14 protein-coding genes and 1 pseudogene are annotated in these 17,622 nt (G+C 70.8%); 5 read left to right on the top strand and 10 right to left on the bottom strand.

Going from position 1 to position 17,622, the window contains the following annotated elements:
- Nucleotides 1–80: 80 nt before the first annotated feature.
- The 3 genes and pseudogenes from O7617_RS01450 to O7617_RS01440 form a co-directional block, all read left to right on the top strand.
- A pseudogene (locus tag O7617_RS01450) lies at nt 81–263 on the top strand (Scr1 family TA system antitoxin-like transcriptional regulator); the annotation flags it as partial.
- Complete coding sequence (locus tag O7617_RS01445; protein ID WP_282260958.1) at nt 256–471, top strand: DUF397 domain-containing protein; 216 nt, start codon at nt 256–258, stop codon at nt 469–471. The pseudogene O7617_RS01450 and the gene O7617_RS01445, both read left to right, overlap by 8 nt.
- Nucleotides 472–549: 78 nt before the next feature.
- Nucleotides 550–1,167 carry a DUF402 domain-containing protein gene (locus O7617_RS01440; RefSeq protein ID WP_282260957.1) on the top strand — a complete coding sequence of 206 codons (618 nt, stop codon included), beginning with the start codon at nt 550–552 and terminating at the stop codon, nt 1,165–1,167.
- Between the two features lie 10 nt (nt 1,168–1,177).
- Here the strand turns inward: O7617_RS01440 and O7617_RS01435 are convergent, their stop codons facing one another.
- On the bottom strand, nt 1,178–2,260 hold the full coding sequence (locus tag O7617_RS01435; RefSeq protein WP_282260956.1) for a helix-turn-helix domain-containing protein: 1,083 nt from the start codon (nt 2,258–2,260) through the stop codon (nt 1,178–1,180).
- A gap of 252 nt (nt 2,261–2,512) precedes the next feature.
- Here O7617_RS01435 and O7617_RS01430 point away from each other — a divergent pair, with 252 nt between their 5' ends.
- Nucleotides 2,513–3,577, top strand: coding sequence for a peptidoglycan-binding protein (locus O7617_RS01430; RefSeq protein WP_282260955.1), 1,065 nt, complete (start codon nt 2,513–2,515; stop codon nt 3,575–3,577).
- 75 nt (nt 3,578–3,652) lie between these two features.
- On the opposite strand, the gene O7617_RS01425 is transcribed toward O7617_RS01430, so the two are convergent.
- The 8 genes from O7617_RS01425 to O7617_RS01390 form a co-directional block, all read right to left on the bottom strand.
- Nucleotides 3,653–5,431 carry a carbohydrate binding domain-containing protein gene (locus O7617_RS01425; protein WP_282260954.1) on the bottom strand — a complete coding sequence of 593 codons (1,779 nt, stop codon included), beginning with the start codon at nt 5,429–5,431 and terminating at the stop codon, nt 3,653–3,655.
- Between the two features lie 175 nt (nt 5,432–5,606).
- Complete coding sequence (locus O7617_RS01420) at nt 5,607–6,668, bottom strand: ABC transporter permease (RefSeq protein WP_282260953.1); 1,062 nt, start codon at nt 6,666–6,668, stop codon at nt 5,607–5,609.
- A complete protein-coding gene (locus tag O7617_RS01415) occupies nt 6,665–7,558 on the bottom strand; it encodes an ATP-binding cassette domain-containing protein (protein WP_282260952.1) in 894 nt (297 codons plus the stop codon). The genes O7617_RS01420 and O7617_RS01415 overlap by 4 nt, the downstream gene beginning before the upstream one ends.
- A gap of 80 nt (nt 7,559–7,638) precedes the next feature.
- Complete coding sequence (locus O7617_RS01410; RefSeq protein WP_282260950.1) at nt 7,639–8,334, bottom strand: response regulator transcription factor; 696 nt, start codon at nt 8,332–8,334, stop codon at nt 7,639–7,641.
- Nucleotides 8,331–9,668 carry a sensor histidine kinase gene (locus O7617_RS01405; RefSeq protein ID WP_282260948.1) on the bottom strand — a complete coding sequence of 446 codons (1,338 nt, stop codon included), beginning with the start codon at nt 9,666–9,668 and terminating at the stop codon, nt 8,331–8,333. The genes O7617_RS01410 and O7617_RS01405 overlap by 4 nt, the downstream gene beginning before the upstream one ends.
- Before the next feature lie 122 nt (nt 9,669–9,790).
- The gene (locus tag O7617_RS01400; RefSeq protein WP_282260946.1) at nt 9,791–10,738 is read right to left on the bottom strand and encodes a permease prefix domain 1-containing protein; all 948 of its coding nucleotides are present in this window, start codon (nt 10,736–10,738) and stop codon (nt 9,791–9,793) included.
- On the bottom strand, nt 10,735–11,076 hold the full coding sequence (locus tag O7617_RS01395) for a PadR family transcriptional regulator (RefSeq protein ID WP_088990384.1): 342 nt from the start codon (nt 11,074–11,076) through the stop codon (nt 10,735–10,737). The genes O7617_RS01400 and O7617_RS01395 overlap by 4 nt, the downstream gene beginning before the upstream one ends.
- A gap of 275 nt (nt 11,077–11,351) precedes the next feature.
- Nucleotides 11,352–11,972 carry an L-threonylcarbamoyladenylate synthase gene (locus tag O7617_RS01390; RefSeq protein WP_282260945.1) on the bottom strand — a complete coding sequence of 207 codons (621 nt, stop codon included), beginning with the start codon at nt 11,970–11,972 and terminating at the stop codon, nt 11,352–11,354.
- A gap of 148 nt (nt 11,973–12,120) precedes the next feature.
- Between O7617_RS01390 and dnaE the strand changes: the two genes are divergently transcribed.
- A complete protein-coding gene (gene dnaE / locus O7617_RS01385) occupies nt 12,121–15,651 on the top strand; it encodes a DNA polymerase III subunit alpha (RefSeq protein ID WP_282260944.1) in 3,531 nt (1,176 codons plus the stop codon).
- 83 nt (nt 15,652–15,734) lie between these two features.
- Here the strand turns inward: dnaE and abc-f are convergent, their stop codons facing one another.
- The gene (gene abc-f / locus O7617_RS01380) at nt 15,735–17,372 is read right to left on the bottom strand and encodes a ribosomal protection-like ABC-F family protein (protein ID WP_282260943.1); all 1,638 of its coding nucleotides are present in this window, start codon (nt 17,370–17,372) and stop codon (nt 15,735–15,737) included.
- Between the last annotated feature and the right edge of the window lie 250 nt (nt 17,373–17,622).

The raw sequence follows: 17,622 nt of genomic DNA, 5'->3' as shown, positions 1-17,622 counted from the left end.
GCGGTCGTGGGTGCGTTCCACAGAGAGTGCGGTTCAGCTGAGGGTGAGGGCGGGCGGTAGCCGTATTCGCCCCGACGACCGGGGCGAGGTCGGCCGAGCCGACGACGGTCTACAACGAAGGTCTTTCGGGTGCGCTCTACCTTGACCGGCTCGAAGAGGTCAGAACGTACGCGGAAGTTTGGAACGCCCTCACCGCCCAAGCGTTGAGCGTTGAGGAATCCCGGAAGCTGATGCAGGGGATCAAGGAGAGGCACCATGTTTGATCTGACCAGCGCTCGTTGGCGCAAGAGCACCCGGAGCGGGGCACAGGGCAACTGTGTGGAGGTCGCCGACAACCTCCCTGGCATAGTCGCCGTTCGGGACAGCAAGGACCCGGACGGCGGTGCGTTGACTTTCGGGCAGGCATCGTGGCAGAGCTTCGTCAGCCTGGCGAAGGGGATCGGCACCCGCACGCTGCTCACCGAGAAGTAGGGCAGGGTGGACGCCGTGACATCGTGTCGGTCCTGACGTCACCGAGCCCTCGGTGGGGAGAGCGCGGAGGTGGAAGTGGTGGCGGACCGGTTCTCGCCCGGTGACACCGTGGTGCGGCGCGAGGTGCTGCGCGGCGAGGTGTGGTTCGCCTGCCCGACGATCTGCGTCGAGGACTCACCCGACCTGCTCGCGCTCTACCTCCCGCCGGGGGCTGAGTTCGGCTTCCCGAAGGACGGTGTCTTCCCGTGCGGGAGGCACCCGTGGGAGACCGCCGGGCACCGCTCCTGGTCGGGCCACGGCAAGGTGATGCTGCAACGCCCCGGTGAGGCGCACTCGATCGACGTGTTCTGGACGGGGCCCGGGCGCGACTTCGCCGGCTGGTACTTCAACCTCCAGGACCCGGTGCGCCGTACCCCGATCGGGGTGGACACCCTGGACCACGAGCTGGACCTGTGGTGGGGTGCGGACGCCGACCGGTACGTCTGGAAGGACGTGGAGTTGTTCGCCCAGCGCCTCGTCGAGGGGCGCTACCCCGGCATGAGCGACGCGATCCAGGCCGAGGGCGACCGGATCGCCGCGCTGCTCGACGCCGGTGCGCGCTGGTGGGACCCGGCGTGGGCGCGGTGGCAGCCCGACCCGGCCTGGTCCGCGCCGCCGCTGCCGCCCGGCTGGGACCGGGTGCCGCCGGCCCGTTGAACTCCGCCGGTCAGCGGCCAGGCAGTGTGTCGACCAGGAACAACTGGTCCGCGCCGTTAGTGCACGGCTCGACGAACGCCTCGGCCGACACCTCGGTGTCGTCGTCGCGCAGACCGACGCACAGGTCGCCGCGGGCCGGTCGGATCCGGTACGAGGTCGGCGTCGAGCCGGTCGACTCGAACCGGAACAGTTGCGACGAGTTGGTCGCGCTGCAGTCCTGCCAGGGTTCCAGCAGGTGGCGGCCCGGATCCTCGTCCCGGACGGTGAGGCAGCCGGGCCCGTGCGCCGGGTGGTTCCACTTGATGAAGTACAGCCCGTCAGCCACCGGCTCCAAGTAGGTGTCCGGTGGGGTGGCCTCGGTGCAGGGACGCTGCACCGCCACCTCGCTCCGGTACCGGCCGGTGCGGTCCCGCCCCTCGGTGACACAGAGTTTCGGGTTGCGGGCGGGCCGGATCTGGCTCAGTCGTGCGTTCGGCGCGATCGTCGGCCCGGCACCGGCGTCCGACGCGTCCGGTGAACCGGCGCTCGCCGAGCCGGTCGGCGCGCCCTGCGGTGCCGTCCGCTGTCCGTCATCGGGTCGCTGCATCCAGACACCGACGCCCAGCGCGGCCAGCAGGGTGCCCACGAGGGGCAGTGCCAGTGGCAGGGGCCGCGCGAACCACCGCGAACGGGTGGCGTCCGCCGCCTCCGGGGCGGCGTTGTCCGCCGCCGGGTGGCCGGGCACCGTGCCGCGCTCGGAAGCGTGATCGGCTTCGACGGACGGCTGGTCGGGTTCGACCGAAGGCCGGTCGGGCGCGGGCGAGGTCGGGGCGTAGGCACCCACCGCGAGACGGTGCCGCGCCCGCAGCCACGCCTCGACCTGGTCCCCGGCCCCGCAGGCCCGGACGAAGGCGGCCACCACCTCCGGTCGGGGCAGGGTGCTCCGGCGGACGACGTCGGCGGCGGTGCTGCGGGCCAGCACGTCACCGGCCGCCGTGGCGCGTTGCTCCAACTGGCGGTACGTGAGCCGCGACCGGTCCTTGAGTTGGCGTAGCAGGTCGACGAACTCGGCCGGATCGGCCGCCTCGTCCGGTCGTAGCTCCCCCGTGGACATCGCCCGATTCTGCATACCGTGCAGGCACCGGGGCAAGCTGCGGTCCACGGACTGTCCGAGATGGTCGGACAAAACCCGGACAGGTGGTCCTGAGCTGCGCGGACACCGCATCGCGACGGCCGGGCGGTTGTTCCGGCCCACCGCCTTGTCTAGCGTCTTCCTCGATGGCCGCGCCGGTGACGGGTGGACGGCTCACGGGCTCGGACCGGCACCGGTCCGGGCCCGACGACATCAACGACACGGGGAGAATCGATGGATGACGCCGCCCTGGATCCGGTGCCGTCGGCGAGCACGGCGGGGGAGTACGTCGCGTTGCTCCGCGAGGTGCGTCGACGTTCCGGCCTGACCTACCGGGAGATCACCCGACGTGCCTCGGCTACCGGACACTGGCTCCCGGCGAGCACCCTGGCCACGATGCTGGGGCGGAGCACCCTGCCCCGGGAACGTGTCGTCGTGGCGTTGCTGGCGGCCTGCGGTACGCCGGAGGGCGAGGTCGAGCGGTGGTTGGCGGTGCGCCGCGACATCGAGGCCCACCTCGGCGAGCGGGACCACGTGGCGGGTCAGGAAGCGCAGACCACGATGGCCCGGCCCACCGATGCGGCCCCGCCGGTCGACCCGGTTCCGTCGCACTCCCCGGCTCCGTCGGCCGAGCCGGACCCACCGACGTCGGTGCCACCTGAGGTGCCCCGGCCGGCGCGTCGACGTCTTCGGCTGGCGGCGCTCGCGCTGCTCGCCGTGCTGACCGCCGGCGCGGCCGGGACGCTGCTATCGCGCGACACCCCCACTGCGGACGTCGCGCCGACCGACGGCTGCCCGGCCGTCCTGCGCCAGGGCATGTACGGCCCGTGTGTGCAGGGCCTCCAGGAGCGGCTGGTGGCGGGCGGGTTGTTCCTGCCGGTGGACGGTTGGTTCGGCCCGGACACCACCAGCCGGCTGATCGCCTTCCAGGCCCTGGGTGGTCTGCCGGTCAGCGGCATCGCCGACGGGCAGGTGCTCGACGAGCTGTCGGGTGACCGGGTGGCCGCCAGGTGGCCGCAGGAGCGGGTGGGCACGTACGTGCGGAAGGCGTTCCCGGAGGATCCGGCCGCAGCGGTGGACGTGGCGCGGTGCCTGTCCGGGCTCGACCCGTACCGGGTGGAGATCGCCGCGGACGGGTCACGGCGGTGGGGGGTCTTCCAGTTCAGCGACATGGAGCTGTCCCGCCTCGGCGTCGACCGCCGGACCGCGCTGGAACCGGTGTGGAACGTCCGGGCCGCCCGCGACGTGTGGTTGCGTACCGGCAGCTTCGCGCGCTGGGACTGCACGCCGTTGCCGTGACCCAGACGTGCTGCTCCCCGCCCGACCTTGTGGACCGGACGGGGAGCAGCCCTCGGGCCTACACCGACTGACGGCTCACGGCCGCAGGCGGTTGGCGTAGACGTACGCGCCCACGGAACGCCCGGTGGCGAGTCCGGCGTCCGCGTCGAACCGGTAGTGCACGCCGAGGTAGATCCGGCTCAGCGCGTTCTCCTCGGCGGCGTGGTCGAAGCCGGTCATGCGCCGGACCACGCCCTGCGCGTGCGGATCGTCGGTGGTCGCGTCGAAGGCGATCGCGTCGGTGCCGAAGAACCTCTTCATCACGGCGGACCAGGCGCCCGCGAAGGTGGCGTGCCCGGAGACGTAGGCCGGGAACGCGGGCGAGAACGACACGCCGTTCGTGTCCTGCGACAGCGGCTTCCAGCCGTTGCCGATGGCGCTCTCCGGCCGCCACAGGTCGATTCCGGTCAGGTACTTGGCGTCCCAGGCGGCGATGGCGGCGTCGGCGAGCGCCAGGGCGACCAGCCCGAAGAGCCGGGCGTTGGCGAGGATGCCGAGGTTCTGCTGCTTCGCCACGATCTGGGTGTGCGCGAAGAGCTGACCCGGTGGCCGGTAGGTCACCGGCAGGTCGTTGGCCCAGAAGAAGGCGATCTGCGTCTGCTCGGGGGTGCGCAGCGACGACGACCGGCCGCCCAGGTTCCGGACCTCCTCGACCTGTTCGCGGTACTCGTCCTTGCCGAGCAGGTCCTCGTAGTCATCAGCGTCGGCCGGCAGGTCGGGCCGGAACTGGCTGCCCGAGGTCAGCGCGAACGGAGGGAGCAGACCCCACTTCGGGGTGACGGCCGGCTTCTCGTCGGTCGGCCGCCAGGAACCGTCGACGCCGTCCAACTGGTACCCCCCGGTGTCGCCGGAGCCGTCGTTGGCGCGGGCCTGGAGGTTGGCGGCGGCGGCTGCGGCACCAACCGTCTCACCGCGCGCGACCTCCGCGCTGTTCACGCCGGACGGCCGGCGCGAGGTGGCGGTCCCGTAGGCGTTGTCGAAGACCGGGCGCCGAGCCGGGAAGAGGGCCGCCAACACGTCGTACGCGGCCTTGTCGATGGCCGCGTGCAGGGACGGTGCCACGACGTCGTCCATGGTGCCTGGATAACTGACCGGCACGCGTACCCGGTAGGGGTTGCCGACGCCGGTGACCGACACGGCGGCGTCGTGCGTCGCCGCGTGCAGGATGGCCGCGTGGCGCGACAGGGTCGTCGGTGGCAGCTCCATCCCCTTGAAGGCGTCCAGCAGGACGCCGTTCCAGTACAGGATCGGGTCGGTGGCCGGGTCGACGGCCAGCGGGGTGAGCGAGATGTTGTCCAACCGGACAGTCGAGGTGGCCTGGCCACCGAAGTGGAACAGGAGTACCGCCTTCGGGTCACCGAACGGGGACGCGAAGTCGAAGGTGAACCGGCGCATTGTCGGGGTGAGCGCGACGCTCTGGTCGACGGCGGAGGTGAAGGGCGTGTCCGCCCGGGAGACCGAGACGCGCAGCGGGCGGCTGACGTCGGCGGTGGCGTCGAACTGCAACCGGTACCGTTGCGCCGCCGTCACGCCGAACTCGAAGTGGCCGACCAGGTCCTCCCAGACGGGCTTGCCGACCGTCGCGCTGGTGCGCACGCGCAGTTGACCGGCGTTGACAGTCGTGCTGGTCGAGGCGAGCCGGGTCCACCAGGGCTGGGTGCTGCCGTTGTCGAACGTGCCGTTGAGGATGAGGTCGCCCGGGGCGGCGGCGGCCGGCGTGGGCCGGACGAGGGCGGCGAGGGTGCCGGCGAGGACGACGGCGAGTACCGCGCTGAGGAGACGACGGAGGTGCCGTGGGTTGATCGGTGGGGACATCGAGAGCCTTTCCGGTCCGGGAACCGGCGACGACCAGGTCGTTGCCGTGAGGATCGGCTCACCGTAGGAGCGTTCGCCCTGTTCGCAGCCGCCGAACAGGATTCGGACCGGTGCCGTACGGCAGCGGGCGCCGGTGTCCGACCAGGACACCGGCGCCCGCGCGCGAACCGTCGGCTCAGCCGATCGTCTCCCGCTCCCGCCAGGCGGTACGCAGGGAGGTGCGGCCGTTGGTGCGCAGGAGCGACCCCTCGTACACCCGGGCACCGGCGACCAGGAACGCGCCGGCGGCGAGCACCAGGATGACCAGCGAGACGATCGGCTCCCAGCCGGCGGCGTCGCCGGTGAACAGCCGCAGCGGCATGGCCGTGGGCGACGAGAACGGCAGGTAGGACAGCACCCGCATCGCGGTGTCGTTGTCGTTCAGGAAGATCACCGCGAAGAACGGCAGCATGACGGCGAGCTGCACCGGCGTCGACACGGCGGCGATGTCCTCCTGCCGGTTGGCCAGCGCGCCGGCCGCCGCCCACATCGCGGCGAGCAGCACGAAGCCGAGCACGAAGAACGGCACGAACCAGCCGATCGCCGGGGCGAGCAGGGTGAGCAGGCCCCCGCTGTCACCCATCTGGAGCCCGATCACCGCCACCACCGCGATCAACGCGATCTGCGCGAACGCCAGGATGGCACCGGCCACCACCTTCCCGGCCAGCAGCGCTCGGACCGGCACGGCGGCGACCAGGATCTCCACGATGCGGGTCTGCTTCTCCTCGGTGACGCTCTGCGCGATCTGCAGGCCGAAGGTCTGCGAGGTGATGAAGAAGACGAACGCGAAGACGAACGGCACCAGGAACGCCACCACCGGGTCGACCGCGTCCGGGTCGAGCAGCTGCACGGGCGGCGAGCTGCTCAGCGCCTGGACCACGTCGGTGGGGGACTCGTCCATCGCGAGCACCTTCGGACCGGAGACCACAGCCGCGTCCACGTCACCGTCGCGGACGGCCTGCTCGGCGGCCCGGTCGTCGGCCACCACCCGGACGTCGAGTCCGGCGTCGCGCAGCGGGCCGGCGGCCTCCTGGGTGACGGCCACGCTGTCCGGCCCGCCGGAGAGCAGCGGCGGCAGGATGGTGCCGGCCGCCGCGATCAGCAGGAAGAACAGGGTGCCGAACAGGAACGTACGGTCGCGGAGCTTGACCCGGATCTCGCGTTCGGCGACCAGCCGGGTGGCCTGGGTGACGTTCACTGGGTGACCTCTCGGAAGATCTCGGTGAGCGAGGGGCTGACCGGGCGGAAGGCGCGGACCGGGCCGCGGGCGAGGGCTGCCTGCAACACCTGCTGCTCGTCGGCGCCGGCGGGCAGGTCGAAGACCACCCGCGGGCCGTCCAACTCGACCACTGTCACCCCGGGGTGGTCGCGGACCCAGCCGGCGTCGCTCGCCACCACCAGCTCGAAGCGGGGCACGGTGTACGAGTCGCGTAGCTCCTGCCGGCTGCCGGCGGCCCGGATCACCCCGGCTCCGATGATCACCAGGTCGTCACAGAGGCGCTCCACGACGTCGAGCTGGTGGCTGGAGAAGAGCACCGGCGCTCCGGCCGAAGCCCGTTCCCGCAGCACTGTGACGACGGTGTCGACGGCCAGCGGGTCGAGGCCGGAGAACGGTTCGTCGAGCACCAGCACCTCGGGGTCGTGCACCAGCGCGGCGGCGATCTGGGCGCGTTGCTGGTTACCCAGCGACAGCGTCTCCAGCAGGTCGTCACCGCGTTCACCGAGCCCGACCCGTTCCAGCAGGGTGTCGGTGGACCGTCGTGCCGCGGCGGCGTCCAGACCGTGCAGCCGGCCGAGGTAGGTCACCTGCTCCCGGGTGGTCATCTTCGGGTAGAGGCCCCGCTCCTCCGGCATGTAGCCGAAGCGTCGACGGTCCTGCCGGGTCAGCTTCGTACCGCCCCAGCTCACCTCGCCCGCGTCGGGCGAGAGCACACCCAGGATGATCCGCATGGTGGTGGTCTTGCCGGCGCCGTTGGCGCCGACGAAGCCGGTCATCCGTCCGGCGGCCACCTCGAAGGACACGTTCTTGAGCACCTGCCGGTCGCCGAAACCACGGTCGACACCGTCGAGGCGGAGCGTTCTGGTCACGGACCCACGCTAGATCGAATACGCCGGCCCGCCGTCCGTCCGGCGGCTGAGCGGGCGGTCCGCCTCGCGACGGACGGCGGTCAGCCCCCGGGTCGGACCACCCCGTTCTCGTAGGCGAACACCACCGCCTGCACCCGGTCGCGCAGGCCGAGTTTGGCCAGCACCCGGCTCACGTGTGTCTTCACCGTCGCCTCGCCCAGGTGGATGGTCGCGGCGATCTCCGCGTTGCTCGATCCGGCGGCGAGCAACACCAGTACCTCGCGTTCCCGTGGCGTCAGCTCGGCCAGCGCGGCGTCGGCTTCGGGGCCCCGGTGGGCGGTGCCCGCCGGGTCGCCGGGGCGGGCGAACGTGGAGATCACCCGGCGGGTGATCTCCGGTGCGAGCAGGCCGTCGCCCCGGGCCAGCACGCGGATCGCCTCGACCAACTCCTCGGGCGTGCCGTTCTTGAGCAGGAAGCCGCTGGCCCCGGCCCGCAGCGCGGCGAACAGGTAGTCGTCGCGGTCGAACGTCGTCAGGATCAGCACCGCGGGCGCCCCGGGGCCGTCGGCGGTGATCTGCCGGGTGGCCTCCAGGCCGTCCATCCCGGGCATCTCCACGTCCATGAGTACGACGTCCGGGCGGGTGGCCCGGGCCATGCTGACGGCCCGCTCGCCGTCGGCGGCCTCGCCGACCACCTCGATGTCGTCCTCCACCTCGAGGATCACCCGGAAGCCGGTGCGGACGAGGTGCTGGTCGTCGGCGAGGAGGACCCGAACCGGCTGACCGGAGCTGCTCATGCGCGGCCCTCTCCGTCGGCGACCAGGTGTTTCTCGCCGTCCGGCGTGCGCTGCGCGTCGACGGGCGTACCCGCCGACGTCGCCAGTGGGAAGCGGGCGCGCACCCGCCATCCGCCACCGGCACGCGGCCCGACCTCCAGGTCGCCGTCGTGCGCGGTGACCCGTTCGTGCATGCCGATCAGCCCGAGACCCTGGATGTTGGGTCGGCCGCCGGCCCGTCCGTCGTCGGTCACGTCGACCTCCACCTCGCGGGCCAGATACCGGACCCGCACGTCCAACAGGTCCGCCCCGGCGTGCTTCAGGGTGTTGGTCACCGCCTCCTGTGTCACCCGGTAGGCCGCCTGCGAGACGGACGCGGGCAACGCGACCGCGTCCCCGTACACCCCGAGGGTCGCCGTCAGGCCGGCGACGCGGGCCCGCTCGACCAGCTCGCCGATCCGCTCGACGCCACCCGCGGCCGGCGGCGCGGCGTCGGTTCCGGGAGAGGTCCGCAGCACGCCGAGCATGCGACGCAGTTCGTCGACGGCGGTGCGCGCGCTCTGCTCGATGGCGGCGAGTGCGGTGCGGGCCTTGTCCTGGTCACGGTCGAACACCCGACGGCAGGCGGACGCCTGCACGCCCATCACCGACACGTGATGGGCGACCACGTCGTGCAGCTCCCGGGCGATCCGGAACCGTTCGCCGAGCACCGCCCGCTCCCGGGCCTCGGTCTGGGACCGGCGTAGGTCCTCGGCCTGGGTGCGCAGCTCGTGCTCCCGCCGGGCGGCCACCCATGAGGTCTCGCCGAAGAAGTACGCGAACCCCAGGATCAGGACGTTGAGCAGCACGCCGGTGACCACCATGGCGAGCCTCGGCGGCACCGGACCGACCGCGTCGGCGAAGGCGGTCGCCGGAATGTGGTCGAGCAGCACCGCGTAGTAGATCCCCAGCCAGGCGAACATGGCGCCGATCACGCCGATGCGCAGCCGGCGGGCCAGTTGGCGGTTCTGCCCCCACGCGCCGACGGTGTACAGCGCGCAGAACAGCGCCCACGCGGAGAACTGGGTCTCCGGTGCCGAGCGGGCCTGCGCGGCGACGAACGCCACCGCGACGACGAGAAGCGTCGCGCCGGGCCACCGCCGTCGCCAGATCAGCGGCACGGTCACGGCGACGGTCCAGAACAACTGCTCCGGCCCGGACGGCGGCGGGCCCAGCAGGAACGCTCCGGTGCTGCGGGCCAGGGTGAGGCTGACCAGCGCCAGCCCGGTCACCGCCAGCCCGATCCACCGGTCGTTGCGACGCTGTTCCGCTGTCGGGCCGGGGCGGCGCCATTCCTCTCGCGGTGCCACGGTCATCCGGGAACGATGCCACGGCGGTCTGCGCGCCCGTCGACGGGGCCGGTGGCAGTCGTTGTGCTCGCGCCGACGGGCGGCGGCCCGGCGCGGGGTACGCGCCGGGCCGCCGCCTCGGGTGTCGCTCACGCCGTCTGCTGGCGCGTCTTACGGGCGGTGTCGACCAGGTCCCAGACCACGACCGCCGCGGTCCCCACCGCGATGGCCAGTCCGATGGCCTCCCGGTTGTCCGCCTCCGCGACCCAGCTCAGTCGCTCACCCAGGGCCGGGTTGAGCAGCCGGTCGGAGAGCGCCAGCCACGCCAGCGGCACCGAGAACGCCAGGTTGAGCAGCGCCTTGACGCCGAACAGGCCCCAGGTCCAGCGGCCGATCCGGTACTTCACGACCTCGAAGACGACGCTGAGGACCAGCACCACGATCAGCGCCGGCAGCCAGAACGACCACAGGGCCGGGTCGAGGAGCGGGATGTTCTCGCCGTCGGTGTCTCTCACCCACGACTGATAGTGCTGGAACGGCAGGTAGCCGATGGTCAGCACCAGCATGATCACGGATGCGATGGTGTCGGCGAGGGGGATGCCCCGGCGCACCGGGGCGTCGGGCAGTTGGTCGACGGTCCACTCCGGCAGGTCCACGGCCGTCTGGGTGCGCTCGATGATGGCGAAGGTCACTGTGAGCCAGAAGGTGATCTGAACGGCCACCTGCATGGCCACGACGAGGCCCGGCCCGATGGCGCCGAAACCCTTCCCTTCCGCGGCCTCCACGACGGTGACGACTGTGCCGACCAGCGCCGGGATGAAGCTGAGCAACAGCTTCAGCAGTCGCAGCCAGAGCAGGTAGTAGGTCGGGCCGATAAGTTGCAGCCGGCGGTCGGCGTACCGGGCGGCCAGCCGGTCGGGGTTGCCCAACTCGGTGAGCACCTCCCGCTCGGCGGTTCTGGCGTCCTGGCCGCCACTGGTCCGGCCCTCGATCATGTCGTCGATGGAGGCGCGCAGCTCGCTGGCGATCTCGTCGCGGCGCGGAGCGGGCACCGAGCGCAGGGTGGCGGCGAGGTAGCGGTCGGTCAGGGTGTTCATCGGTCCACTCCTTGGATCAGCCCGGTGACGGAGGTCTGCACGGCGGCGAGGTCGTCGAGGAGCCGGCTCAGCATCGACTCGCCCTCGTCGCTGGTCCGGTAGAACTTGCGCGGCCGGCTCTCCTCGGTGTTCCACTCGCTGGTCAGCAGCCCCTGGTCTTCGAGGCGGCGCAGCAGCGGGTAGAGGGTGTTGGCATCCACCGGGAAGCCGTGCTCGGTGAGTCTCTGCAGCAGTGCGTAGCCGTAGTCGGGTCGGCGGAGCGCGACCAGGCTGGCCACCACGACGGTGCCGCGACGCAACTCCTGTAGGTGCGTCCGTAGAACGTCCTCGCTAACCATGTGTCACACCATACTGTGTGGCACACAGTGTTGTCTATAGAAATAACATCGCGTCTGCTGGGGGTGTCGGATCGGGCCGTCGGCCTGGGCGCTGCCGGGGTCACGAGGGGTTGTTCACCCCCTTTGCTCTGCTGCTGCGGATGCGCCAGTGCGGCGCCGCCCGGTGGTGCGTAAGCGGCAGCAGAGCAAAGGGGCCATGTACAGCAGTGGCCCGGCGCTCAGAGGGCGCCGGGCCAGGTGATCGAAGAGGTGACGCGCTCGCCGCGTCGAGCGCACTACTCGAAGCGGGACACGTCTCCGGCGCCCCGGCGCAGGATCTCCGGCTCCGGGCCGGACAGGTCGATGACCGTGGTCGGCTCCATACCGCAGTCACCGGCGTCGAGCACCGCGTCGAGCTGGTGGTCGAGCCGTTCCTTGATCTCCCAGCCCTGGGTCATCGGCTCGTCGTCGCCGGGTAGGACCAGGGTGCTCGACACCAGCGGCTCGCCCAGCTCGGCCAGCAACGCCTGGGTGACGGTGTGCCGGGGTACGCGTACGCCGACGGTGCGCTTCTTCGGGTGCAGCATCCGGCGCGGCACCTCACGGGTGGCCGGCAGGATGAAGGTGTAGCTGCCCGGGGTGGACGCCTTCACCAGGCGGAAGACCGAGTTGCTGATCTGGACGAACTGACCGAGCTGCGCGAAGTCCCGGCAGATGAGCGTGAAGTGGTGCCGGTCGTCGAGGTGGCGGATCTGCCGGATCCGGTCCAGCCCCTCCTGGTTGCCCAGTCGGATGCCGAGCGCGTAGCAGGAGTCCGTCGGGTAGGCGACCAGCCCGCCACCGCGGATCAGGTCGGCGACCTGGCCGATGATCCGGGGCTGTGGGTTCTCCGGGTGCACGTCGTAGTACCTCGCCATCCTGAGGAGCCTAGGCGCACCCGGGACCGGGCAGGAGACGAGGGCCACGGCCGTCGGCGCGGACGGTGGAGCCGCCGAGATCACCTCGGTAGGGTAGGTCCCGGTCGGCTCCGACCAACAAGATCCACAACGCCGGGGGGCGCCACGCATGGCCGATTCGTTCGCGCATCTGCACGTGCACACGGAATACTCGATGCTCGACGGAGCGGCCCGGCTGAAGGACCTTTTCGCCGAGGCCAACCGCCTCGGCATGTCGGCCGTGGCGATCACCGACCACGGCAACATGCACGGCGCGAACGACTTCTACAACCAGGCGATGGCCGCCGGGATCACCCCGATCCTGGGCGTCGAGGCGTACGTGGCGCCGGAGTCGCGCTATCACAAGGCGCGGGTCAAGTGGGGTCGGCCGGAGCAGAAGAGCGACGACATCTCCGGTAACGGCGCGATCACCCACAAGACGATGTGGGCCAAGAACGCCAAAGGGCTGAAGAACCTGTTCACCCTCAACTCGCGCGCCTCCATGGAGGGGCACTACGTCAAGTGGCCCCGGATGGACATGGAGCTGATCGCCGAGCACGCCGAGGGGATCATGGCCACCACCGGCTGCCCGTCCGGCGCGGTGCAGACCCGCCTGCGCCTCGGGCAGTTCGACGAGGCACTCAAGGTCGCCGCGAGCTACCAGGACATCTTCGGCAAGGACAACTACTTCCTGGAGATCATGGATCACGGGCTCTCCATCGAGAGCCGGGTCCGTGAGGGGCTCACCGAGATCGCCCGCAAGCTGGACATCCCGCCGGTGGTCACCAACGACTCGCACTACACCCACGAGGCGCAGGCCACCGCCCACGACGTGCTGCTCTGCGTACAGACCGGCAGCAACATCGACGACCCGAACCGGTTCCGGTTCGAGGGTGGCGGCTACTTCATCAAGAGCGCCGACCAGATGCGCGCGGTGGACTCGTCGGAGCTGTGGCAGGAGGGCTGCCGTAACACCCTGCTGGTCGCCGAGAAGGTCGACCCGAAGGGCATGTTCGAGTTCCACAACCTCATGCCGCGCTTCCCGGTGCCGGAGGGGGAGACCGAGGAGTCCTGGTTCCGCAAGGAGACCTTCGCCGGGCTGGGCCGCCGCTACCCGAACGGCATCCCGGAGGGGCACGTCGTCCAGGCGGAGTACGAGCTGGGCGTCATCAACCAGATGGGCTTCCCGTCGTACTTCCTCGTGGTCGCAGACTTCATCCAGTGGGCCAAGAGCCAGGGCATCTCGGTGGGTCCGGGCCGTGGTTCGGCTGCCGGCTCCCTCGTCGCGTACGCGCTGGGCATCACCGACCTCGACCCGATCCAGCACGGCCTGATCTTCGAGCGGTTCCTGAACCCCGAGCGGGTCTCCATGCCGGATGTCGACATCGACTTCGACGAGCGTCGGCGCGGTGAGGTGATCAAGTACGTCACCGACAAGTGGGGCGAGGACAAGGTCGCCCAGATCGCCACGTTCGGCACGATCAAGGCGAAGGCCGCGATCAAGGACTCGGCCCGGGTCCTCGGCTACCCGTACGCGGTCGGCGACCGGATCACCAAGGCCATGCCGCCGGCGGTGATGGGCAAGGACATCCCACTCACCGGCATCTTCGACACCAAGCACCCCCGGTACGCCGAGGCCGGTGAGATCCGCGGCCTGTACGACTCCGACCCGGACGTCCGCAAGGTGATCGACACCGCCAAGGGCATCGAGGGGCTGATCCGGCAGACCGGTGTGCACGCCGCCGGCGTCATCATGTCCGCCGAGCCGATCATCGAGCACATCCCGTTGATGCGCCGCGACGCCGACGGGGCGATCATCACGCAGTTCGACTACCCGACGTGCGAGTCGCTCGGGTTGTTGAAGATGGACTTCCTCGGCCTGCGCAACCTGACGATCATCGACGACGCGGTCAAGAACATCGAGCTGAACCACGGCGAGAAGCTCGACCTGCTGGCGTTGCCGCTCGACGACAAGGCCGCGTACGACCTGCTCGCCCGGGGTGACACCCTGGGTGTGTTCCAGCTCGACGGCGGGCCGATGCGATCGCTGCTGCGGTTGATGAAGCCGGACAACTTCGAGGACATCTCCGCCGTCCTGGCCCTGTACCGGCCCGGCCCGATGGGCGTCGACTCGCACACCAACTACGCGCTGCGCAAGAACGGCCTCCAGGAGATCACCCCGATCCACCCGGAGCTGGAGGAGCCGCTGCGGGAGATCCTGGCCCCCACCCACGGCCTGATCGTCTACCAGGAGCAGGTGCAGCGCGCCGCGCAGATCCTCGCCGGCTACAGCCTCGGTCAGGCGGACCTGCTGCGCCGGGCCATGGGTAAGAAGAAGAAGGAGATCCTCGACAAGGAGTTCATCCCGTTCCGGGACGGCTGCCGTGAGCGTGGCTACTCCGACGAGGCGATCCAGGCGGTGTGGGACGTCCTGGTGCCGTTCGCCGGGTACGCGTTCAACAAGGCGCACTCCGCCGCGTACGGTCTGGTCTCCTACTGGACGGCGTACCTGAAGGCGCACTACCCGGCCGAGTACATGGCCGGGCTGCTGACCTCCGTCGGTGACGACAAGGACAAGATGGCGCTGTACCTGTCCGAGTGCCGCCGGATGCGCATCCAGGTGCTGCCTCCGGACGTGAACACCTCGGCCGGGCCGTTCACCCCGGTCGGCAAGGACATCCGCTTCGGCCTGGCGGCGGTCCGCAACGTCGGCGCGAACGTGGTCGCCTCGATCATGCGCTGCCGCGAGGAGAAGGGCGAGTACGCCGACTTCTACGACTTCCTGTCCAAGGTGGACGCGGTGGTCTGCAACAAGAAGACGATCGAATCCCTGATCAAGGCCGGTGCGTTCGACTCCCTCGACCACCCCCGCAAGGGGCTGCTCGCGGTCCACGCCGACGCCATCGACGCGTACGCCGACGTGAAGCGCAAGGAGGCCGTCGGCCAGTACGACCTCTTCGGCGCGGGCTTCGGTGACGCCGACACCGGCAGTACGACGGTGATGCCGGTGATCGGCGACAGCGAGTGGGACAAGCGCGACAAGTTGGCCTTCGAGCGGGAGATGCTCGGCCTGTACGTCTCCGACCACCCGCTGTTCGGCCTGGAGCACATCCTGGGCGCGGCGGCCGACACCACGATCGCCGCCCTGGCCGAGGAGGGCGCGGTGCCCGACGGGGCGGTGGTCACCCTCGCCGGCATCCTCTCCGGGGTGCAGCGCCGGGTCACCAAGCAGGGCCGCGCCTGGGCCTCGGCGACCCTGGAGGACCTGGCCGGTGGGGTGGAGGCGCTGTTCTTCCCCAACACCTACGAGGTGATCGGGCAGTACATCGCCGAGGACGCCATCGTGGTGGTCAAGGGCCGGGTGGACCGCCGCGACGACACCCCCCGGATCATGGCGATGGACATGTCCATGCCGGACGTCAGCACCAGCGCCACCAACAAGCCGGTCACCCTCACCATCCCGGTGCACCGCTGCACGCCGCCGCTGATGGAGAAGCTCAAGGAAACCCTCGTGCTGCACCCCGGCGACACGGAGGTGCACGTCAAACTCCTCAACGGTGGGCGCACCACCACCCTGCGGCTGGGCCCGTTCCGGGTGGCGGCGACGACCGCGCTGATGGGCGACCTGAAGAGCGTCCTCGGCCCGGCCAACGTGAGCTGACCGGGCCGCGGCCCAGCCCGAGCTGACCCGTGCGCGGCCCGGCGGGCGTGATCGCCTGGCCGGGCCGCGCACGGTCGGCGGGCTCAGCCCCGGTCGGGGGCGGCGATCTCGCGCAGTCGACCGTCGGCCAGCCGCAGCCAGCGCTGCACGCCGATCTCGGCGAGGAACCGTTCGTCGTGGCTGACCACCACGAACGCCCCCTGGTACGCGGTCAGCGCGCTCTCCAACTGGGCGACGCTGACCAGGTCCAGGTTGTTCGTCGGCTCGTCGAGCAGCAGCAGTTGCGGGGCCGGTTCCGCGCAGAGCACACAGGCGAGGGTCGCGCGCAGCCGCTCACCGCCGGAGAGCACCCCGACGGGCAGGTTGACCCGGGCGCCCCGGAACAGGAACCGGGCCAGCAGATTCATCCGCCTGGCGTCCGGCAGGCTCGGCGCGTACGCGGCGAAGTTCTCCGCCACCGTCCGGTCCAGGTCCAGCAGGTCCAGCCGCTGCGACAGGTACGCGATCCGTCCGTCGGCCCGCTTGACGTCGCCGCCGGCCGGTTCGAGGTCTCCGTTGACGAGGCGCAGCAGGGTCGACTTGCCCACGCCGTTCGCCCCGGTGAGCGCGATCCGTTCCGGACCTCGGATCACCAGGTCGGCACCGTCACCGCCGAAGAGTTCCCGGTCGTCGAAACGGGCGCGCATCCCCGTACCCGTGAAGACCGTCCTTCCGGCCGGGACGGTCGTGTCCGGCAGGTCCACGACGATCCGGTCCTCCTCGCGGACCGCCCGCCCGGCCTCGTCCAGTCGGGCCTTGGCCTGACCGAGCCGGCTGGAGTGCGTCTCCTGGGCCTTGCCCGCCGACTCCTGTGCGCTGCGCTTGAGCCCGCCGGCGACGATCCGGGCCAGCCCGGCGTTCTTCAGGTTCTTCGAGGCGTTGCTGGCCCTCCGATCGGCCCGCTCGCGGGCCTGCTGCATCTCGCGCTTCTCCCGCTTCACCTCCTGCTCGGCGTTGCGCAGGTTGCTCTCGGCCACCTCCCGCGCCGCCTGCACCGCCTCGGTGTACGCGGTGAAGTTGCCCCCGTACCAGCGGATCTCGCCGCGTTCCAGCTCGGCGATGCGGTCCATCCGGTCCAGCAGTTCCCGGTCGTGGCTGACCAGCAACAGGCAGCCGGACCAGTCGGTGAGCACGTCGTAGAGCTTGTGCCGGGCCTCCAGGTCCAGGTTGTTGGTCGGCTCGTCGAGCAGCAGCACGTCCGGGCGGCGCAGCAACTGGGCCGCCAGACCGAGGGAGACCACCTGACCACCGCTGAGCGTGTGCAGCGGCCGGTCGAGTGACAGGTCACCCAGCCCCAGCCGGTCCAGCTCGGCGCGGGTGCGCTCCTCGATGTCCCAGTCGTCGCCGATGGTGGCGAAGTGCTCCTCGCCGGCGTCGCCGGCCTCGATGGCGTGCAGTGCCGCGATCCGCTCGGCGACGCCGAGCACCTGCGCCACGGCCAGGTCGCCGGCCAGCGGAAGGGTCTGCGGGAGGTAGCCGAGCAGACCGTCGACGGTGACGCTGCCGCCGCTGGGCCGCAACTCCCCGGCGATCAGCCGCAGCAGGGTGCTCTTGCCGGCGCCGTTGGGCGCGACCAGGCCGGTACGACCGCCGGGAACGGTGAAGGACAGCTCCGAGAAGACCGGGGTGTCGTCCGGCCAGGAGAAGGACAGATTCGAGCAGACGATGTACGCGTCAGACATGCGAGTGACCTCAAAGGGTGGGTTGGGCGCGTTCGAGCGCGCCCGACGACGAACGGGACCGGTGGAACGACGTCATGGCCACCGCGGCGCCGAGCGCGCCGAACCGATGGCCGAACACATCCGGTCTCACCCGGAGATGTCGTCGTCACCCGCCATGTCTGGTCTCCCTGGTCGTACCGCTGACCCAACCCGGCCAGTCTAACAACGGATCTTCACCCCGCCACCGCGTTTCCCGGCCTCCCCCGGGCAC

This window comes from Micromonospora sp. WMMD1155, from assembly GCF_029581275.1.
Lineage (GTDB): Bacteria > Actinomycetota > Actinomycetes > Mycobacteriales > Micromonosporaceae > Micromonospora.
The sequence above is the reverse complement of the archived record's forward strand: the minus strand, read 5'-3'. Positions and strand labels throughout refer to the sequence as shown.